Source organism: Paenibacillus sp. J22P169, assembly GCF_059691995.1.
The window spans coordinates 311,517-332,328 of sequence record NZ_JCAUAO010000007.1 but is presented as its reverse complement, the minus strand read 5'-3'; the positions used below and the strand labels follow the sequence as shown (position 1 = coordinate 332,328).

The following is a 20,812-nucleotide window of genomic DNA, read 5'->3' as shown; positions in this document are numbered from 1 at the left end:
CTTGGCTCAGGAACGACTAGGCGTACTCGCTATCTATTTAAACAACTCACGACTTGAAGAACTGGCTTATTTCAAACGACTAAGCAAAGAAGGCCAACGACTAGGCGTTCAAGTCGAAGTATTTACTCCGGCGGATGTACAGGGAAACACCGTGCGAACACTCACCTTTGATTCCAGTCGCGGAAGATGGCTTCGGAAACACACAACCTTACCTCCAATTATCTATGATCGCTGCCGCTACAAAGCCGCAGCGAATTATCATATGCTTCAAGCTTTTCGCAATCGCCATGCCAAGCTCATCTATTTAAGTAAACCACTCGCCAATAAATGGGCAATGCATCAAACACTTTCCCAAAGCGCAGCCATTCGTCCTTATCTCCCCTCCACCGTTCGCTACAGCACGATCAATGAGTTGATGAAGTTTCTAAAGAAACATAAGCTCATCTATGTAAAACCGAAGAATGGTACTGGGGGAAGAGGGATTCTACGGATTGAACAAATTTCCCACGATCTCTATTTGTTGCAAGGTAGAAATCAATTTCGCAACATCATCGCGCCTTTCAGAGCCAATGAAAGACAGCTGGCCATTAAGCTGCATACGTTGAATTTAAGCCCCGACTATGTCGTTCAGCAAGGGATCCATCTGACACTGAATGATGGTCGCGTGCATGACTATCGTTTGCTTATTCAGAAAAACGGTCAAGGGGAATGGGAAGTGACGGGCTGCGCAGGAAGGATTGGTCCTCATCGCAGTATTACTTCCAATCTTCATGGTGGTGGCACTGCCGTAACGCAAGATCGCTTGTTAGGATATCGTTTCTCTTCGCAAGAGAAAATAGCATCCATCAAGGACGAGATGAATGAGTTTGCATATAACCTGGCTGATTATTTGGAAGTTAAATTCGGTAAGCTGTGTGAACTGGGCATGGACATCGCCGTGGATCTCAAAGGTAATGTATGGCTTCTTGAAGTGAATCCGAAGCCTTCGCGGGAAGTATTTCGCAGGATTGGTCAGTACGCCACCTACCAAAAGGCCGTAACAAGACCATTGGAATACGCCCTTTGGATGCTTGGGCAAAAAAAAAGCATTGATGATAAGAATGATTCATAGGTCACAAAAAATAACAAGCGTTTCACCCAACTTGGTGAACGCTTGTTATTTTTTATATATTGCTTATTCATGTCCTAGATGCCCCATCGTTTGTACAAAAATCTGCTCAATGTGCTCATCATCTAGAGAGTAATAGACCGTCTTTCCTTCTTTGCGTCTTTTGACAATATGCAGATCTCTCAAATACCGTAGTTGATGTGAAACAGCAGATTGCTCCATTCCTATCCGCAAGCCAAGATCATGAACACAGAGTTCCTTATTCAGCAAAAAGTAGATGATCTTCACGCGCGTTGGATCTCCTAGGGCTTTGAAAATCTCAGCAATGCCAATCGCTTGCTCATCGGCGAGCCCGCTCTCTCGCTCCGCTTGCGTTAGATCGGTATGCTCGCAACTGCAATCATCAGCGACTATCCTTGCTTCCAGCAATCCTTTATCCACCCTTAAACCCTCCTGTCTTCGTCACCTATTTTATACCGGAAGAGCCTGGTGGTTGTTCGTTGACTTTTCAATTTGAATCGTCGCATGCGTAATGCCAAACTGCTTCTCAATGACGGTAATCCCTTGCTGCAGAATAGCTTGGCTGTCCTGATCGTCCTTAATCAACAGATGGCAGCTTAAAGCTTCTATCCCCGATGTAATCGTCCACACATGCAAATCATGTACGTCAACGACACCATCAATTCCTTCTAGGACTTCTTTAACAGAAATCATCGAAATCGAATTCGGTGTTCCTTCCATCAAGATATGAAGGGTTGATTTCAGAACGCTCCATGCCCCCTTCAAAATAAGAAGAGACACAATGATGCTAATAATAGGATCCGCCGCATACCAACCGAAAAGCAGCATCACAGCGCCAGCTATAATCGCACCTACAGAACCTAAAGCATCTCCCAAAATATGCAGATACGCGCTGCGTATATTGAGATTCCCATGAACATCTCCCTTACGCATGAGTGACCAAGCACTTAACAAATTGGCTAGTAGACCAATGCACGCGATCAACATCATGGACCCGCTAGCAACGACGGTAGGATGAAGGAATCGTTCAATCGCTTCCCATATAATGAGTCCAGCAATGACGAATAACGTCACCGCATTAAAAAGTGCTGCCAATATCTCAAAACGGTGAAACCCGAAGGACAATCGAGCCGAGGTTGGCTTCGCTGCAAACCACAGTGCCAATAGACTCAAAGCTAGTGCGCCAGCATCACTTAACATATGACCTGAATCAGAGAGTAGCGCCAAGCTATTCGTCCAAAGACCTCCAACAAATTCAAGTAACATGATGCCAGCGGTTATGCTTAGCGCAATGAGCAATCCCTGCTTATTGCCAGGGTGTCCGTGATGATGGCCATGCCCGTGATGATGTCCGTGGCTGTGGTCATGTCCGTGGCCATGATGATGGCCGTGGCTCTCATGCACATGATGCTCATGGCCTTTCTTCTCATCCCCATGGTCATGTCCACATGCGTGTTCCTTTTCCGAATCATGCTGATGCATGGCATTCCCTCCCCAGCTGCTCACAAATGATGTCGTTATACCTAGAAATTTATATATGAGTGATTGTTCATATGTTTATAATAAATACGCAAGCTTGCCAGTGTCAATAGGCTTCACCAAAAATAAAAGACCGATTCATCAACCCACGCATAGTGAGCTTGAATCGGTCAAAATCATGTACGACCTGACGGGTTAGGTCCCCGTTGCTGTTTTATTCGCCCCTGCTTCAATCACGTCAGGATCTAACGTAATTGTCGCACTGAATACGGTCGTGGATATCGAGAAATCACCTGTGATTCCTCCGCCAGCCCCTGTATACGTTTTGGAGGCACTTGTCGGGGCAATGACACACGTATCTCCGTTAATCAGGTTTCCTTCATTCCTTATGATATTAAATATTCCTACAAAAGAAGGCATTCTGATCAGCACCTTTATCTCTCAATGTGCTACAGTGTATGCCCAAGGATCCCGCTTTGCGACAACCTGCGAGAATTAGGATATATAGTCGAGCAGTTCTGCAAACCGTCTGATTCGGACATGTGCGCCCTCGAGCTCACCGCTTTCTCGGAAACCAGCATAATCGCATGCTGCAACAGTCAGGTTATTGCGAAGACCTGCCTCTACATCGGACGAGCGATCTCCAACCATCCAAGCGGACTGAATGCCGTGTTTTTCAAGCAATATTTGAACTAAATCTACTTTGGATCTCGTTTGATACTCTCCCGCACTGTATAAGCCTTCGAAAAGATGTGCAACTCCCATCGCTTCAATAACTTGTTTGACATAATCCTCTAACCCATTGCTTGCTACAAATAAGCGAACACCTTTGGCATGCAAGGTCTGCAAGGTTTCAGCCACACCTTCATATAACACTCCGCGGCCTTCCAGAAGTCCTTGAACCTGGTATTTGATCAATAACTTGTCCGCTTCCTGATGCACGGCAATAGGCGCCTCTGGCATAACACGCATCCAGATATGTTCAAGGAGCATGCCCAAAGCCCCTAGAATTCGTTCTTCTGGCGGTGTCTCTCCCTCGTATATACCTCTTGCTCGAAGTTCGTCGAATGTCGCATGGTACGCTGGTAAAAGTAAGGTTTCCGTTTGAAAAAGAGTCCCATCCAAATCAAAAAGCATTGCTTCTGGCAGTTGTCCCCGAGTAGTCATCTTCTTACTCCTTTATATGGATAAAATAGTTGTAATGATCTAAGTTAAGAATGGCAAACATACCCATGTAAGTCAATGTACAATCATGGAAAATGGTTATTGCCGATCTTAATAAATTCAGTTATGATTGAAATGAGAATAATTTGATCGAAAAATGAAATTTTCATGCAAAATAAATTCTAACTTCATCTAAATTGCAACTTGAAACCTACCTTCCACTAACATCCATGAAAGCGAGGAATAAGAATTATGAATCTTCATATTTTCCAAAACCAACAAGAATTGAACGAAGCAGGTGCAGGCATTATCACCTCCTTAGTTCAAATGCAGCCGAAAGCAGTTCTTGGCTTAGCCACTGGTGGCACGCCCGTCGGGATTTACGAAGAGCTTGTAAAAGCCTACGAGAAAGGCCGCGTTAGTTTCAAACAGGTAACAACTTTTAATTTGGATGAATACGTTGGCTTACCTGAGGACCACTCTGAAAGCTATCACGCATACATGCAGCACCATTTATTTGCTCATATCGACCTTCCCGCTGAATCCGCTCATATTCCCAATGGCAATGCACCAGATTTAGAAGCGGAGTGTGAGCGATTCAATCAACTTTTAGACGACGCCAAGCAAATTGATCTTCAAATTCTTGGTCTTGGTCATAACGGACATATCGGCTTTAATGAGCCTGACGATTCCTTGATCAGTGGTACTCACCGTGTGGAATTAAAAGAAGAAACACGCGAGGCGAACGCGCGTTATTTCGATTCGATCGATGATGTGCCTACGCATGCACTTACGATGGGCGTTGGTACGATTCTAAAAGCCAAAACCATCCTATTGATTGTACGCGGTGCCGATAAAGCCGAAATCGTACATCGTGCTCTAACAGGGCCTATTACAACCGAAGTTCCTGCCACACTATTGCAAACTCATCCACACCTTGTTGTTCTGCTTGATGCTGAGGCTGGGAGGTTGTTCGAATGAGCGAACTTATCATCTCAGGTGCCAAGGTAGTCACGGAACAAAGCATACTTGAAAATGGATTGGTTCACGTGGTGAATGGCAAGCTGACTTATGTAGGCGATCTAGCTGGTTGGGCTGCTGAGACAGCTAGTCCCAGCGCTGTGCGTATTGACGCCAGCGGCAAATGGCTGCTGCCCGGCTTCATTGACGTTCATGTACATGGCGGCTACGGCGCTGATTTCATGGACTCGAATGCAGAGAACTTAGATACCATCACACGATATCATGCCAATCACGGCACAACCGCCATGCTGGCCACCACGATGACAGCTACGCGTGAAGCGATTGATCGCGTACTTGTCGAGGTTCAGCGCTATATAGACCAACCTATGCCTTATGCTCAGCTGCTTGGTGTGCACTTGGAAGGACCTTTCATCTCGCCTAAATGGGCAGGCGCTCAAGATCCGAAGCTCATGGTCACGCCGCAACTGGCATGGCTCATCGATTGGCATGAGCGGTTCCCACAGCTCATGAAGCAGTTGACATTGGCCCCTGAACGCGAGGGGGGCCTTGAGATGGTCGCGTGGCTGCGCGATCATGGCATCGTAGCCGCATGCGGCCACACGGACGCCTCTTACGCCGACATTCAGTCGGCGGTGGCTGAGGGGCTCTCGCATGCGGTGCACACCTTCAACGCGATGAAGCCGCTGCATCATCGCGAGCCTGGGACCGTCGGTGCAGTCCTCACCGACGCACGCATCAGCGGCGAGGTCATCGCCGATGGGATTCACGTTCATCCAGCAGCTATCAAGCTGCTGACGATGGTGAAGCAGCCGCATGGCTTGCTGCTCATCACGGACGCCATGTCCGCCGCCGGGCTCGGCGACGGGCAGTACGATCTTGGCGGCCAAGCCGTGACCGTGAAGTCGGGCGTTGCCCGGCTGACGGAAGGCGGATCGCTCGCCGGCAGCACGCTGACCATGATCGATGCGCTCCGGTTTATGGTACGCGAGGTCGGTGTCAGCATCGCAGACGCGAGCCGCTATGCGAGCGGCAATCCGGCGAGGCTTCTTGGTCTCGCGGAGACGCACGGCTCGATCGCGGAAGGCAAACACGCCGACTTGTTGCTGCTCAGCTCGGAGCTTGAGCTTGAGCAGGTTTGGGTGCACGGCTCGGCGATGAAAGAATAATTATGCACATAGGGGGAACCCAGTCCCCGTGCTCTTAAGAAAAAAGGCCCTCTCGGGCCTTTTTTTGCTTTACGCCGGCAGCGGCGGGCCTTTTCTCAGGCTTTAACGCCGCTTTTGGGCGCTAAAGCCCTGCTTTCGAAGCGCTCCCACGCCAATAAGGCCCGAAAAGGGCCTTATTCCGCTGTGCGCCGGCAGCGGCGTGCCTTTTCTCAGGCTTTAACACCCCTATTAGGCGTTAAAGCCCTGCTTTCAAAGCGCTCCCGCGCCAATAAGGCCCGAAAAGGGCCTTATTCCGCTGGGCGCCGGCTGCGGCGGTCCTTTTCTCAGGCTTTAACGCCCCTTTTGGGCGTTAAAGCCCTCTTTTCAAAGCGCTCCCGCGCCAATAAGGCCCGAAAAGGGCCTTATTCCGCTGTGTGCCGGCTGCGGCGGTCCTTTCCCCTGCCCCGCAACTAAAAAATCTTCTTCTCCACCCGATCATCCTTCAGAATTTCAACAGCCTCCCTAAAGCGAAGCGAATGCACAATCTCCCTTTCTCTTAGAAATTTCAAGCTATCCTGTAAATCCACATCATCCGTGAGGTCGATTAACCACTGATACGTCGCTCTCGCCTTCTCCTCTGCCGCTATGTCCTCGTAAAGGTCGGCGATAGGATCACCCTTGGCTTGTATGTAAGTCGCTGACCAGGGCACCCCTCCGGCGCTCTGATAGAAGAGGCCACGATCATGGGCTACGTAGTGATCATCCAGCCCTGCCGCCTTCATTTGCTCGAGCGTAGCGTCTTTCGTCAATTTGTACACCATGGTTGCAATCATCTCAAGATGAGCAAATTCCTCCGTCCCAATATCCGTCAATAAACCTACAACCTTATCGGGAATCGAGTAGCGTTGGTTCAAATAGCGAAGTGCGGCAGCGAGTTCCCCATCTGCTCCCCCATACTGTTCTAAAAGCAGTTTGGCCATCCTAGGGTCACATTTACTAACCTTGACCGGATATTGCAGCTTTTTCTCATAAATCCACATTGGCTATCCTCCTTCTTAAACTTGCCACGGCCAAGGTGTTTCTCCCCACTGCCATGGCGCCTTCGTGAAGCTATGCCCATAAGACATCAAAGGACCAAATTCCAATTCAAACTGTTGAACCATATGCATCCGCTTATGGGCAAATTGATTATATTGTTGGATCACGCTCATATCTGTAGGGTGTGTATCCAAATACAGCGTCAATTCGACCAGCACAAAATCAACGGCTTGCAAATCACGCAGCTGCTTGTAATACGCTTCAGGAAGCACACGCTCACTCATGTATATTGGCCTCCTTCTGTTCTCTTGGCTCATGCATTGGGTAAGGCCCATAGAGCGCAGGCCAAAGTGTCCCTATTTTCAAAGCATCATAAGGGCTAAACTGTGGCAGTCCTGGCGGTTGAAATTGAATATATAATTGCGGCGGCGTATTATACCATTTCACACGGATCGGTGGACAAGGGTCGCACGGTCCGATATACGGGTACCAACTTTTAAATTGTGTGTACATACGTCTCCTCCTTTTCAGAGCCTATATGACTCGTTATATGCGCCATAACTTGACCAAAATCACTGATTTTCCCATCTTTTCGAGCAGATGGTCTTGGATAACACAAAAATCCCTCTCCGATCGCGCTAGACGCATATCGAAAAGGGATTTTGTTTACTCTCGTTAATCTAATTTAATATTATATTTCAGCACGTCTGCTTTGCGTAATGCTTGATAAATAATGACGACCAAGGGACCGAGGAACAATCCTGCAAAACCAAGCCACTCGAATCCGATGTACAACGAAATGAGCGCCGCTAACGAATTGATCCCAACGGCATCGCTGAGCACTTTCGGCTCTACAATCCGGCGGAGAATGATCAGTACCAAGAAGAGTATAAACAATCCAATACCCATCCCCGTATATCCCATCAACAGCTGATAAATAATCCATGGTATGAAAATAATACCGGTCCCAATCACGGGCACGAATTCCATCACCATGACGAGTAGTGAAATCGCTAGTGGATACTCGGCTCTAAGAACGAGTAATCCAATGAAAGTCAACAAATATGTAAATATCGCCATGATTAGCTGTGCGCGAATGAAGCCAAAGATAGCCTCTCGCAAATAGACCAACACATGCTCCATTTTATCTTTGGCTTTCGTTTCAAACATGGAGAGAAACGCAATCTTCAACTTAGGCAAGTTATACATGCACAAATACAGGGCGATCACATATACGATCAACAGCATGAATAAATTCGGGATTTTCCCAGCCATATTGAGGAAAAAACCTGATATACCGCTCAGTATACTTGTCAAAGCACCTGTTAACGTTTCTGTACTACGTTCCACCCAGGTCTGTACCTGCGCTGCCATTTCCGGCGATAAGGAATCATAGAATACTTGGGTTCGCATAACAGCTTGATCCACGTATTTATTGACATCCTCCATATAATTAGGCGCTTTACGCCCAAGATCGATTAACTCGGTTACGACATTCATCCCAATGAAGTAGATTAAGGCCACCATTAGAAGCGTGAATGCTGTACTAACGATGGTTGCAGCGATAAGGCGGCTCATTTTCGCGACACGCATCAAGAGAGATGTTAATGGGTCTAAGAAAATAGCTGTCACCAGTGCTAGAAGAAAGGGCAGCCCTACGGTGAATAAACCGTATAGCAGCAGCAATCCTAACACCATGAGTATGGCTGTCTTAGGTGACATAGAGACTCCTCCGATTATTCATTTCCCGGTTTAACAGTGTCGATATTCGTTATATGTATACGAACAATACGTAATCGATCTACCTCGGTCACTTCGAAAACATGATTAGCATAAGGCACTTTCTTCCCTTTGACAGGCGCGCCCTCCACTTTCTTAAACAACCATCCGCCAATCGAATCCACATCATCGTCTTCAATTTGGAGGTCCAGCATATCATTCAGGTCTTCAAGCAATACACGACCATCCACAGAGGTGTATTTGTCCTTCACTTCCACACCTGGGCGTTCATTCACATCGAATTCATCATGCAGTTCCCCCACGATTTCCTCGATGATATCTTCTAGAGCCAAGAGCCCTGCCGTCCCCCCGTACTCATCTACTACGATTGCGAGTTGGGAATGCTTTTTCTGCATGAGCTTGAGTACGCGACTAACTTCCATCGACTCCGGTACATTCAAAATAGGACGAATGAAAGTCTTCAGCTCCTGCTCGACATCCGGATCTGCTGTCAGTAGATCAGCAATATGTACAAAGCCTACAATGTTATCTTTGTGCTGATCAGCAACCGGATAACGCGTATGCTTCGTTTCGTGAACGAACCGTAAATTATCAATAAAGCTTACTTCTAGAAAGAGACAATCCATATCCGTCCGCGGCAGCATAACTTCACGAGCGATAAGATCGGAGAATTCAAAAATATTATCAAACAGCGTCATCTCATCTTCGTTGATATGACCGCTTTTGACACTCTCATCCATCAGGATGCGAATTTCTTCCTCCGTGTGCGCAGCCTCATGCTCACTCGCAGGTTCGACACCAATCATCGCTAGAAATTTATTCGCGGCTCCGTTAAGTACCCAAATAATCGGGCTAAATAGTTTATAGAAAAACAAGAGAGGTGCTGATAGCCACAAGGATGTCAATTCTGGCTTTTGAATCGCAAAGGATTTAGGCGCCAGCTCACCGAGCACGATGTGCATAAACGTAATAAATCCAAAAGCAACAATAAAAGACAAAGTCGTTGTATACATAGATTCGCCTAAGCCAAATGCGTGAAACAGAGGCTCCATAATCAGTTCATCAATCGCCGGTTCTCCAATCCAACCAAGTCCCAAGGAGGCAAGTGTAATCCCAAGCTGCGTAGCGGATAGATACCTATCGAGTTGGGAAGTTACTTTAATCGCGTATTTGGCCTTACCGCTGCCTTCATTGACCAGTTGTTGAATTCGAGACTGTCGAACCTTCACAAGCGCAAACTCCGCTGCTACGAAAAATCCGTTTAGCAGAACGAGTATGATAACTAGGAAAAGATTAAGTACGATGGAACCGAAATCGAACGACGTATGTGACAAATGTATTTCTCCTTCAGAAAGATGATTAGATAATAGCTTTACGGCTTTTGAAATCCACATCTCGATAGTACGAATCAGCAACAAGCAGGTTGGGACCGCAGCAAGATGCGGCACTACAGAAACAATTCACGCGCTGATTCAGCGGGTTATCCTCCCAACGTGCAAAGATGGCATCTAGCCCATCAGCATGTATATTGCCAAGCGGCGGCTCATTAGCAAAATCGGTGACGAAAACTTCGCCAGTGAATGTACTGACGTTCAAGCGGTTTCGTCCATCCGGGTCATTACGAACCGTAACATTCTGTTCTTCACGCAGACGGTTAACTAAAATGCGATCTTCTGCTAGTTCATTACATGCGAAGAAAGGCAGTGTTCCGAACAGCATCCACATCTCTGGATTACGCTTATCTAACAAGCGATGGATACTCGCACGCAATTCATCCAGTGAAACCATCGGAAGATGTGAGGCAAAAGAGCTCGCATACATCGGATGTACCTCGTGACGCTTGCATCCCATTTCATTAATCAGCTGATGAATCTCAGGCAATTTCAGATGGGTCCGTGTGTTAATCATCGATTCCGCAGAAACGTACAAACCGCCTTTACTAAGCGCGATTGTATTATTGACCATTCGCTCATACATTCCTGCAGCCGTTGCATGACCTACAGGACGGCTTGCGTTCACAAATCCTACTTGATGAAAATCATCAGCATTCAAATAATTAAACGAGATATGCATCACATCGAGATAAGGCGCAAGCAGCTCATAACGCTCCAAATCTAACGTTAAATTCGAGTTAATTTGAGTGCGAATGCCCCGATCCCGCGCATACTTCAAGATCGGAAGCATATAGTCCTTCACGATCTTGATATGATAAGACGGCTCGCCGCCAGTAAGGCTGATCGTTTCCAAATGCTCAATTTCATCCAGCTTTTGCAAAATGATCGGCAACGGGATACGTGGCCCTTCTGACATCGTAAGTGAATCCCCAACTGCACAATGTTCACAACGCATATTACACAGATTGGTGATGGTTAGTTCAATGCTTGTTAGTACATGTTTCCCGTATTTCCGATACGACCGAATGGGGTCCCAAGGATCATACTGAGGAGTTAGCTCCGGTAAGATGGAGTGTGTTACGTTCCTATTCATGCTGTTTACACCTGACCTATCATTTCCTATTCATGAACTTATTACTACCTATTATGCCTATACCTATGCCCTTTATTGTAACTTATGATTCACAAAAAAGGAAACAGTGGCAGGAATCGCCGAGGGGCTACTGCTTCTCCACTTTGGCTTGTGGCTTCACTCGGAGCCACCTCGGTGCCCACCAGTTCGCATCACCAAGCAGTTTCATAAGCGCAGGCACGAGCATGACGCGTACGATCGTGGCATCGATCAATACAGCAAGTCCGAGACCTAGTCCCAGCGCCTTCATAATTTCGATATCCGTGAAAATAAAAGAACCCACAACGACAACAAGAATGAAAGCTGCGCTTGTAATTAAACTCCCTGTTTTTTTCAAACCTTCTGCCGTACTCTTATCGTTATCGCCGCTTGCTTCATATTCCTCCATGATACGAGAAATGAGGAATACTTCGTAATCCATGGAAATCCCAAAAACGACACAGAAGATAATCACAGGCAAGGTTGCGCTCACATATCCGATAGACGTGATGTGCAGCATATCCGCCATATACCCATATTGAAAAACGACAACAACAATACCTAAACTAGCCCCTAGGCTAAGCATATTCATTAGTACAGCCTTAAGCGGAAGCAGAACAGAACGAAACGCGAGCAGCAGAACGAGATAGGTAATTCCCATAACGAAAATGAGCACTTCTGGAATTTCCTTCTGAATACGGTCAATGATGTCCAATCGGTAGGCAGGCCCACCAGTAACTGCAGTCTCTAGTCCTTCATGCTTCAACTTGCGAAGCTCATGAACAAGCGCATCTGTCGCAGGATCATCGGTATCCTTCTCAGGCACAACGACCATCAAAGCCGTATGGCCTTTCGCTAATTGTGCGTCTTCCAGCTGCTTTTTAACATCCGATTTCGTAAACATACCTGCAAGCTCTGCATCCGAATGCGACCCTAGGACACTCAGATAGCTCTGTACTTCTTTAACGCCTGCTACAGCTTTGACCCGATCTCCAAATGCATGAATCTCCCCAATCGCAGCTGATGACCATATCTCATCTTTCGTATGTATCACAATTTGAATCGGTCCGGTCATGCGAGGATCATAGGCTGTTTTCAGGAGCTCCGCGCCATAACGGGATTCGTAACTTGGAGGAAGCACCTCTGCATTGGGTACGCCTAATTTCATATGTCCGATGGGGGTCATACTATAGATCAATACACCACCTACTAGAACAACCAGTACGACAGGACGCTTCATCACTGCGTAGGCGATTTTTTCCCAGAACTTCGATGTCTCTTGTTTACGGAATCGTTTAGGAACGACCTGCAAAGAGTTAATGCGATGACCTAGAATACCTAGAAGTGCAAGCAGCACCGTATTGGCCACAACCACAGATATAGAAACAACGATAACCCCACCGAGACATAGGGACCGGAAGAAGGTCAAATCCACAAACATCATACCCAACAAACCAATGAGTACAGCGATACCCGAGAAGAAAATCGATCTTCCTGCTGTTTGACATGTCATTGCTACGGCAGCAGCTACACTTCCTTGGACCTTGAGCTCCTCACGAAAACGGCTGACCAGAAAGAGTGCATAGTCAATACCGACAGCAAGCCCCAGCATCGTAACCATATTGGGCAAAAAATTCGATAAAGATTGATGCTGTGCGATAAAATAGGTCACACCCAGTGTGAGAGTTACACTCATTATGCCCACAATCATGGGTAGGAGTGCCGCAACGAATGTCCCGAAGACAATAAGCAGAACAAGAAGTGCAATGGGTAAACCAATGGCTTCCGACTTGGCAATATCATGTTTGCTTGCCACCTGCATGTCATACAGAATCGCTGGCCCTCCGGTTACATATACATCCATACCTGCTGGCGCATGTACAAGCGACTTGAGCTCTGGGAATTTCTCTAGAGCAGGATCTGTATCCAACACGAGTGATACGTTAACCGCTTGCACATCCAGATGTCCTTCGTTACGTGGTGTCGTTACAAATTTCACATCTTCCACATAAGACAGTTCCTTCAGTTTTGTAAGTGAAGCCATAATCGCATCTTGCTGCGCTTTCTCCGTTAATTGAAGCCCATTATGCCCCGTGTAAACGAGATTCAACTGTGTTCGCGGCACACCTAGCTCGTCCCGCATTTGAATCAAACCCTGATCGGATTCACTCCCTTTTGGTGTAAACCCGTTATCTTTAAGCATCCCTGGCGTTTTCTGAGCAAACACAGCAAAGATGAGCATTAAACTGATTCCGATCGTCAGCACTAGCCAGCGGAACCGAAACATGGCGTGCCCCCATCTCCAAAACCTTCCTTGTTCCATGGTCTCGCGCATCGTGCATCCTCCCTTGATCTACAAAAAGAACCTGGTTTCCCAGGTTCTTCATCCAAAGTGACTATTCTAAAGAAGTGTTGGCATACTTGCATCTAATTCCGATTCGCTTACCTTAATTTCCCCAATTTCGGAAATTAATATCGACAACTTACTTGAAAGGTCGATTTCGTAAGGTTCCTTAAGCACGGTACCAGCCTCATCTTGAAGCACGCGTATCGTCGGTCTATGCGGCACCGACATGTTCAGCTTAGATACAATGCCATATTCCCCTGTATTCAAGCGTACCGTAATCCCTAATGGGTAAATGGCAATTTTGTCTCGAAATAGGGCAATCTGACTTTGATCATACATCGTGCCAGAGCCTGCAAATAACTGCTCCATCGCTTCATGCGGCAATAAAGGTCTTCGATAAACCCGCGTAGTCGTCATGGCATCATAGGAATCGACAAGGCCAATCCATCTGGCGAACTCATTAATTTCATTCCCTTGAATCCCCCGTGGATATCCGCTGCCATTAATCCGTTCATGATGCTGCAAGGCACAATGTGCAGAAAGCAATGGGATATTCGGCTCATCTTTCAATAGATTGAAACCATAGGTTGTATGATTCTTCATCTCAGTGAACTCTTCAGGAGTTAACTGTGAAGGCTTGCGCAGGATACCCAATGGAACTTTCGTTTTCCCAATATCATGCAATAATGCACCCAAACCAAGTGTCTCTAGCTTCTCCCTGCTATACCCATAACTTATGCCCAGCATAATCGCGTATATACTTACATTCACAGAATGCTGGAATAAGTAATTATCTTTGACATTCATATTATTGAGCATGAGCATAGCTCCCTCATGAGCACTGAGGTCATCAATAATCATCTTCATCACATCACGGAAATTTCGCCCAATATTGTAATAATTAACGGCTCCGCGTTTGTTGGAATCCTCCATTACTTTCTTGAAGGTGTTACGAATTTCGGTAACTGCTCGGCTTCTTGTTTCATCTTGAATCACATCTTCTTGAATGATGTCATTCGTTCTAGCGTCTTCTATGTAGATATAATCGATACCATAACTAAAAAGGCGATCAAGGAGTCTCTGTGTAAGCTCAACATTAACAGCCAGCAGGACCATACCATCATCGTTGTATATATTCTTGGCCAGCCTCATTCCAGGTTGACACATGTTGATCGGCATAAACAGCATTTCAGGACCCCCGCCTAGGTGAGCATTACGTTCTATCTAAATGTAATAGATTTTAGAAAAAAGTTCAATACAAAAAACCGCGCCTTTCGACGCGATTCGCTAGTCTTACGCGCTTTTTTACTTAAGAAACATATAAAGCGCAAAAATAATCGCAACGGCAAAACGATAATAGGCGAAGTAAGTTAACTTCATCTTTTGAACGAATTTAATGAAGGATACAACGGCCAGCAACGCAACAACGAAAGCCACTAAGAATCCAACAATAAAAAAGGCTAAATCATCGGACGAAAGCGCCTCATAGTTTTTCAAAAAGTAGACGCCTGAAGCACCAAACATAATCGGAATCGCCATGATGAACGTAAAGTCAGCAGAAGCCGCACGGCTTACGCCAGACAGCATGCCCCCTGCTATCGTTGAACCTGATCTTGAAAAGCCAGGCCAGATGGAAACGAGCTGCCATAGACCGATCGCAAAGGCTTGACGATACGTCAAGTCATCCAGGACCATCGTTTTAGGTTGTTCCTTCTTCTTCTCTGCAATGATCAACAGAATACCACCGAGCACAAGTCCAACTAACACGGTTGTTGTGTTGAAGAGCTTCTCGTCCACAATATCATTGAATAGTACACCAATTACCCCTGCAGGCAGGATACCAATTAAGATGTGAAATAAATTCAGCTTTTTCCCTGTTTTACTTTCACTCTGCCGATTCGCAAGTCCAAATAACGAGAGGATTCGCTTCCAATAGATAATGACGACCGCCATAATGGCACCTAATTGAATCACGAAATCAAATGTTTTCATAACCTCGTCATTTTGTGTGTTTAATAAGCTTTGTGCCAAAATCATATGCCCTGTTGAGGATACGGGTAAAAACTCAGTCAAGCCTTCAACGATCCCAATAATGATCGCCTCAAAAATTGTATGCATAATTGCCCCCTATAATCTGATAACTATCAGAAATCTTGCTCCAGTTTTCTATTCTACCTGTTTGTGACTGGGTCTGACAACATCTGTGAATCTAAGGCTATGGCTGTGAGCGATTGCAGCCTCGTCTTGCAATTGATCTGCTAGCACATCACGGATAAATTCTGGCAGCATGTATACGATCTCTTTGCCCCTGCTCAGTGATACATAGCCGGAGCCGAACGTAAACATATCGATCGTACCTACGAGGTAGGATCGTTCTGGGTCTAACATTTCCTCACCGACATACACGGCGAGGATGCGCTCATACGGAGGGCGCGCGGCATCCACTTGGACGGTTATCCCGTCCACACAGAGTACGCCAAGCACCTCTCCGCGGAAGCCGTACCCGCGTATCGGCTTCTCCATGAATTCGTCAAGCAGCGACTCTTCGAGCGCTTGACGAATATCCGCGCCGCTGAGCAGCATGCGGCAGGGATTGATCGGGCCGGGGCAGATTTCCAGCAGCCGGCCCCGAGTCAAGCCCCCCTCCTTCAGTCCCTGAAGGAGCTGCCCGCTATTGACCAGCCCGATCTCGGCGCTGGTCCAGCGGCGAATACCCGCGGCAAGCAAGTTGCCGAGCGGGGATTCGCCGTACCAATCCAAGCGCAGCGGCTGCCGCAGCTGCGCCACCTCCACCGCCAGCGACGCGCTGCTGGCGATGCGGTAGTGCTCCAGCAGCGTGATGACGCTGCTGTCTTCTTCGCTCGCGTCCGTCATCGGGACGACGCGGCCCTGCAGCTCCACGATCCGGCGCTGCGCCGGGTCGTAGGCAAGTTCGATGTGGCCGGCATATTGACCGAACTTGCCGGCCGCACAAATATAAGTGCCGCCGAGCAAAAGCGGCTCTTCGAGAAGATGATGGGTATGTCCGCCAAGGATGACATCGATGCCCTCCAGCTCCTCAGCCATCCGCTGATCCGTTCTCAGGCCCAGATGCGACATAACGATTAGAATATCCACCTTAGGGCGCAGAAGGCTCACATGGGCGCTTACAGCCTTCATAGGATCAGTTACATGCCAACCGAGCAACTCATAGTAATCTTGGTAAGCTGCTGTGACCCCGATCAGCCCGATACGAAGACCTGATTTCTCAAGCGTAAGTGATGGCAGCATCCAATCCGGCGTTTCCTTCGTCTTGATTTCAGTAATATTACTGCCAATAATCGGGAATTGCGCGTGCTCCAACACAACTGCTCTAAGCCAATCCGGTGTGAAGGTCAGCCCCTCATTATTTCCTAGAACCATCGCCTCATAGCCTGTGGCATTCATGATTTCTAAATTCGCGATCGCATTCGTTCCTTCTGTCTCTGGAAACATCCGATCCATATGATCGCCAATATCAAGTGTCAGTACCTGATCCGGGGGCCAGAGGCGGCGGACACGATCAAAATAGGCACTTATTTTGGGCATCTGTTCAAAATGACTGTGAATATCGTTCGTATGTAAAATTACTAGCCGTTGCAAGGGGGCCGACATCCTGTTCACCTCTCTTCGTAGTGAGACCAAACATCCCTATATATGGTAGGTGTTATCGCCAATAAGAAAACTGTTTTCGGAAACCGAAAACTTTTGCTTTTCTTTTGTTGGCAACTAAATCCTAGCATGTCTCTATGTTATGCAAGTATCCGCTTGCTCATTTCTTGAATTTGAGATCATCGAGAGATACTTTGTTCTTAAACCCATACGTTGCTTCTTCACCCAAGGCGGGTTCGTTCAGAAACCACACTTTGACAATACTTTTTACATTGAGACATTCACTGCTGCCATCTGGCACGTATAGACGAATAGGATACCCTTTCTTCAGCGGAAGTCCCTCCTGTTCATAAAGAAATAAAGCTTGATCCATTTGACCCCACGGAATCAAGGCTTGAAACTCATCTACAGCTTCCACCTTCACATGGGTAGGTTCCTCTACCTCAATCTGTTGCCCCCGGCTTTCCCAGCTTCGATACCAGGATTTAAGATCAAATGCCTCCCCTTCCACCGAGGGTACGCGATCTTGAATAGGCAATCGCTGATCCGCCAATGCCACCATTTCGTTAACGGTAAAGAGCTCACTTTTCCTATGTATGTCAGTCACTTCTATGCGTAAATTAGCTTGCATGCTGAATTCCCCTTCCCTTTTCCCATGGCATTTCCTTCCAAAGGATCACTCCATTATACCATTTTCAGGGCAAAATATGATATGCTGTAAGGGATTCTAACATCTATCGCTAGGAGAAACAAATTGAACCTACACATTCAACTTTTCGCAGGTCTCGTAGACCTATTTGGGACTTCGGTTTTGACGATTTCCCTTGAACAAGAGTCCGTAACCATCGCACAATTGAAGGATAAAATCATGACTGACTATCCTGCGGCATCGGCGCAGCTTCCTATATGCTTTTTCGCTAAAAATCAATCTTATGCCAGCGATCAAGAGACCGTTTCCGCTTCCGATGAGCTCGCTCTCATTCCACCTGTTTCAGGAGGACAGCCTTCCCTGTATGAAATTACCGATGCAACGATTGATGTTGTTTCGGTGACCTCAAAGGTGAATCATCCGAATCACGGCGCTTCACTTGCTTTCATTGGCACGACCCGAGAAATGACTTATGGACAACGAACTGTCCTGTTGGAATATGAAGCATACATTCCGATGGCCTTGAAAACGATGGCGAGCATAGGGGAGGAAATCGATTCCAAATGGCCTGGCACTCTATGCGCCATTACACATCGTTTAGGTAAGGTTGCGATTGCAGAAGCAAGTGTCGTGATCGCTGTATCCTCCCCTCACCGTGCGGATTGCTATGAAGCAAGCCGTTACGCGATTGAGCGCTTGAAACAAATCGTCCCTATTTGGAAAAAAGAAATATGGGAAGACGGGTCCGAATGGAAAGGTAATCAAACTGGACCCTGGAACCCGCTTCAAGTACCGAACGCTGACAACTGATTTGATCGGAGATGACCTATTTTGGAACCACATTTACATACAGAAACCACTTCAGATGTTGACCCACGTTACTCGAGACAAATTCTCTTCCCCCCCATTGGCATGGAAGGTCAGCGCAAGCTAGGCTATGGCCGCGTGGCCATTGTTGGTATGGGTGCTTTAGGTACCGTTCTTGCCAATCATATGGTGCGTGCAGGCGTTGGGTATGTCCGAATTATTGATCGTGATTTTGTTGACAAGAGCAACCTGCAAAGACAAATGTTGTACGATGAAGAAGATGCTTCCGCTACGATTCCCAAGTCGATTGCCGCAGCTAAGCGTCTGAAGTTGGTCAATTCCGCTGTCGTTATTGATCCGCATGTTTGTGATCTTAACGTTACAAATGCCGAGCAGCTGCTTCATGATGTCGATGTCATTCTAGATGGTACAGATAACTTTGCCGTTCGTTTCCTGCTCAACGATGTCAGTATGAAATTAGGGATCCCTTGGATCTATGGCGGTGCCGTTGCCTCAAGAGGGGTCTCTTTGACGATTCTCCCTGAACAAACACCTTGCTTACGTTGCCTCTTCCCTCAAGCACCAGCAGCAGGTACGACAGACACTTGTGACACGGCCGGAGTCATAGGTGGGATCATCCACGTTGTCGCTTCATTTCAAGCCACTGAGGCGCTCAAACTGCTCGTTGGAGCTACTGAACAACTCAATCTCAGCATGCAGCAATGGGACTTATGGTTCAATCAGAACTCTGCGATACGGGTATCCGGGGCTAAGAAGTCGGATTGTCCTGCTTGTGCGCTAAAACGTTATGAGTACTTAGATGCTCATCTTGAAAGTGATACCATTCAATCTTTATGCGGGCGTAATTCGGTTCAAATTCATCCGGTTATTCCGAGCACGCAGCCACTGGAATACTGGGAGGAAAGGTTAAAACCCCTTGGCCTTGTTGAGAAAAACCGGTTTCTATTAAAGTTTCACGCTTCTGAGGATATTCAAATTATTCTATTCCCTGGCGGTCGTGTTCTCATTCAAGGGACTGAGGATTTAATTCAAGCCAAAAGTCTTTACAGTCGTTATATTGGGATGTAGTATTACATTATACCTACCTGATACTAGGACTTGGAGAGGAGCTTCTATGCGTGTACATGTGCTTCAACTAATCGTTGGTGACAAATTAATTTCCGATTCCTACAATGTAGTAGGTCTACATCTTCTATCATCCGGGACCGTTCTCGATGCTGGAGACATTTCGATGCTCAATCGCCACAGTGTGGATTATGTTGATATAGCTCCAAGAAGCAATGAAATTGAGAACGTCGTTGAGGAAACACCTTCCAGACAAGCTAACATGTTACAAGTTGCCTCATTTAACAATGCTGCCCAGGGTATCAAAGAACTATTTGAAGTTTTGCAAGACGGAGGTTCTATTCGCAATGATGCTGTAGAATCCGCTTTCAATCCGATGATTGAGAGCATTCATGAGGAGAAGGATGTTGTTTCTCTACTCCTTTCTTTGCACAGTCAAGATGACTATACCCTTCAGCATAGTGTCCAAGTAGGAATGTTATCCTATTATATTGCCAAATGGATGAACAAATCCGAGAAAGATGCTTTAATAATTGGTAAAGCAGGCTATTTACACGATATTGGGAAATGTAGAATTCATCCGGATATTTTGAATAAACCAGGCAAGCTGACGAAGGAAGAGTTCGAGGAAGTTCAGAAGCATACCATTCACGGTTATGATATCATTCGTAAATCGTTAAAGGATGAAACACTCGCTCTCGTTGCCCTTCAGCATCACGAGCGTATGGATGGTTCAGGCTATCCACTACGGAAGATCGGTACGGACATTCATTCTTACTCACGTATTGTCGCGGTCGCAGATGTCTACAGCGCCATGATATCCAGCAGAGTGTATCAACAGCGACGTGATCTTCTGTATGTTCTAAAGGAACTTCATCGTATGAGTTTTGGCGAATTGGATCCCAAAATCACCCAAGTATTCATACGCAACATGATTCCCAACTTTATTGGCAAAAAAGTGTCTTTGAGCGACGGACGTGAAGGTACGATTATCATGACGAACCCTACTGATTTCTTCCGACCGCTCATCAACATCGACAATCAGTTCTTGGATTTATCGCAACTTGCTAATGTAGAAATTACGAAAATTGCGATCTAGTACATAGGAA

The 20,812-nt window shown here is 46.6% G+C and carries 22 protein-coding genes; 7 read left to right on the top strand and 15 right to left on the bottom strand.

The genetic code is table 11. From position 1 onward, the window contains the following. Window position 1 precedes the first annotated feature (1 nt). Window positions 2-1,111 (top strand): YheC/YheD family endospore coat-associated protein, encoded by a 1,110-nt coding sequence (locus AC58QG_RS27410; protein WP_497365257.1) that lies wholly within the window; start codon window positions 2-4, stop codon window positions 1,109-1,111. A gap of 63 nt (window positions 1,112-1,174) precedes the next feature. Here AC58QG_RS27410 and AC58QG_RS27405 read toward each other — a convergent pair whose 3' ends face one another. Next, window positions 1,175-1,534 (bottom strand): ArsR/SmtB family transcription factor, encoded by a 360-nt coding sequence (locus tag AC58QG_RS27405; protein ID WP_497365297.1) that lies wholly within the window; start codon window positions 1,532-1,534, stop codon window positions 1,175-1,177. Window positions 1,535-1,579: 45 nt separating this feature from the next. Further along, on the bottom strand, window positions 1,580-2,611 hold the full coding sequence (locus tag AC58QG_RS27400) for a cation diffusion facilitator family transporter (RefSeq protein ID WP_497365256.1): 1,032 nt from the start codon (window positions 2,609-2,611) through the stop codon (window positions 1,580-1,582). Window positions 2,612-2,666: 55 nt separating this feature from the next. Between AC58QG_RS27400 and AC58QG_RS27395 the strand changes: the two genes are divergently transcribed. Continuing rightward, window positions 2,667-2,807 (top strand): hypothetical protein, encoded by a 141-nt coding sequence (locus tag AC58QG_RS27395; RefSeq protein WP_497365255.1) that lies wholly within the window; start codon window positions 2,667-2,669, stop codon window positions 2,805-2,807. Here the strand turns inward: AC58QG_RS27395 and AC58QG_RS27390 are convergent. Both AC58QG_RS27390 and AC58QG_RS27385 read right to left on the bottom strand, forming a co-directional pair. After that, complete coding sequence (locus tag AC58QG_RS27390; protein ID WP_497365254.1) at window positions 2,804-3,028, bottom strand: spore germination protein; 225 nt, start codon at window positions 3,026-3,028, stop codon at window positions 2,804-2,806. The genes AC58QG_RS27395 and AC58QG_RS27390 overlap by 4 nt on opposite strands. A 75-nt stretch (window positions 3,029-3,103) precedes the next feature. Next, window positions 3,104-3,775 (bottom strand): HAD family hydrolase, encoded by a 672-nt coding sequence (locus tag AC58QG_RS27385; protein ID WP_497365253.1) that lies wholly within the window; start codon window positions 3,773-3,775, stop codon window positions 3,104-3,106. Window positions 3,776-4,024: 249 nt separating this feature from the next. Here AC58QG_RS27385 and nagB point away from each other — a divergent pair, with 249 nt between their 5' ends. Together nagB and nagA are read left to right on the top strand one after the other, a co-directional pair. Beyond that, complete coding sequence (nagB, locus tag AC58QG_RS27380; RefSeq protein WP_497365252.1) at window positions 4,025-4,753, top strand: glucosamine-6-phosphate deaminase; 729 nt, start codon at window positions 4,025-4,027, stop codon at window positions 4,751-4,753. After that, the gene (nagA, locus tag AC58QG_RS27375; RefSeq protein WP_497365251.1) at window positions 4,750-5,922 is read left to right on the top strand and encodes an N-acetylglucosamine-6-phosphate deacetylase; all 1,173 of its coding nucleotides are present in this window, start codon (window positions 4,750-4,752) and stop codon (window positions 5,920-5,922) included. Before nagB ends, nagA begins: the two co-directional genes overlap by 4 nt. A 449-nt stretch (window positions 5,923-6,371) precedes the next feature. Here the strand turns inward: nagA and AC58QG_RS27370 are convergent, their stop codons facing one another. The 11 genes from AC58QG_RS27370 to AC58QG_RS27320 all read right to left on the bottom strand — a co-directional run bounded on the left by AC58QG_RS27370 (window position 6,372) and on the right by AC58QG_RS27320 (window position 17,792). Continuing rightward, window positions 6,372-6,941: a manganese catalase family protein gene (locus AC58QG_RS27370; protein ID WP_497365250.1), complete on the bottom strand. Its 570-nt coding sequence runs from the start codon at window positions 6,939-6,941 to the stop codon at window positions 6,372-6,374. Between the two features lie 15 nt (window positions 6,942-6,956). Continuing rightward, a complete protein-coding gene (locus AC58QG_RS27365; protein ID WP_497365249.1) occupies window positions 6,957-7,223 on the bottom strand; it encodes a spore coat protein CotJB in 267 nt (88 codons plus the stop codon). After that, on the bottom strand, window positions 7,216-7,452 hold the full coding sequence (locus AC58QG_RS27360) for a spore coat associated protein CotJA (protein ID WP_497365248.1): 237 nt from the start codon (window positions 7,450-7,452) through the stop codon (window positions 7,216-7,218). The genes AC58QG_RS27365 and AC58QG_RS27360 overlap by 8 nt, the downstream gene beginning before the upstream one ends. A gap of 162 nt (window positions 7,453-7,614) precedes the next feature. Then, window positions 7,615-8,661: a sporulation integral membrane protein YtvI gene (ytvI, locus tag AC58QG_RS27355; protein ID WP_497365247.1), complete on the bottom strand. Its 1,047-nt coding sequence runs from the start codon at window positions 8,659-8,661 to the stop codon at window positions 7,615-7,617. A 14-nt stretch (window positions 8,662-8,675) separates the two neighbouring features. Beyond that, a complete protein-coding gene (locus AC58QG_RS27350) occupies window positions 8,676-10,013 on the bottom strand; it encodes a hemolysin family protein (protein WP_497365246.1) in 1,338 nt (445 codons plus the stop codon). A 25-nt stretch (window positions 10,014-10,038) separates the two neighbouring features. Next, complete coding sequence (gene yfkAB / locus AC58QG_RS27345) at window positions 10,039-11,166, bottom strand: radical SAM/CxCxxxxC motif protein YfkAB (protein ID WP_497365245.1); 1,128 nt, start codon at window positions 11,164-11,166, stop codon at window positions 10,039-10,041. 127 nt (window positions 11,167-11,293) lie between these two features. Continuing rightward, window positions 11,294-13,519 (bottom strand): MMPL family transporter, encoded by a 2,226-nt coding sequence (locus AC58QG_RS27340; protein ID WP_497365244.1) that lies wholly within the window; start codon window positions 13,517-13,519, stop codon window positions 11,294-11,296. 66 nt (window positions 13,520-13,585) lie between these two features. Beyond that, entirely contained in the window at window positions 13,586-14,683 is a 1,098-nt protein-coding gene (locus AC58QG_RS27335) for an HD-GYP domain-containing protein (RefSeq protein WP_497365243.1), read from the bottom strand. A gap of 153 nt (window positions 14,684-14,836) precedes the next feature. Further along, a complete protein-coding gene (locus AC58QG_RS27330) occupies window positions 14,837-15,649 on the bottom strand; it encodes an undecaprenyl-diphosphate phosphatase (protein ID WP_497365242.1) in 813 nt (270 codons plus the stop codon). Window positions 15,650-15,697: 48 nt separating this feature from the next. Continuing rightward, entirely contained in the window at window positions 15,698-17,152 is a 1,455-nt protein-coding gene (locus AC58QG_RS27325) for a bifunctional metallophosphatase/5'-nucleotidase (RefSeq protein ID WP_497365241.1), read from the bottom strand. A 169-nt stretch (window positions 17,153-17,321) separates the two neighbouring features. Continuing rightward, entirely contained in the window at window positions 17,322-17,792 is a 471-nt protein-coding gene (locus AC58QG_RS27320; protein WP_497365240.1) for a molybdopterin-dependent oxidoreductase, read from the bottom strand. Window positions 17,793-17,915: 123 nt separating this feature from the next. On the opposite strand from AC58QG_RS27320, the gene AC58QG_RS27315 reads away from it, so the two are divergent. Genes AC58QG_RS27315 through AC58QG_RS27305 form a run of 3 tightly spaced genes read left to right on the top strand, consistent with a single transcriptional unit; the run spans window position 17,916 to window position 20,802 of the window. Further along, the gene (locus AC58QG_RS27315) at window positions 17,916-18,620 is read left to right on the top strand and encodes a molybdenum cofactor biosynthesis protein MoaE (RefSeq protein ID WP_497365239.1); all 705 of its coding nucleotides are present in this window, start codon (window positions 17,916-17,918) and stop codon (window positions 18,618-18,620) included. 21 nt (window positions 18,621-18,641) lie between these two features. Further along, window positions 18,642-19,706 (top strand): ThiF family adenylyltransferase, encoded by a 1,065-nt coding sequence (locus tag AC58QG_RS27310; protein ID WP_497365238.1) that lies wholly within the window; start codon window positions 18,642-18,644, stop codon window positions 19,704-19,706. A 46-nt stretch (window positions 19,707-19,752) separates the two neighbouring features. Further along, window positions 19,753-20,802: an HD-GYP domain-containing protein gene (locus tag AC58QG_RS27305; RefSeq protein WP_497365237.1), complete on the top strand. Its 1,050-nt coding sequence runs from the start codon at window positions 19,753-19,755 to the stop codon at window positions 20,800-20,802. Window positions 20,803-20,812 lie beyond the last annotated feature (10 nt).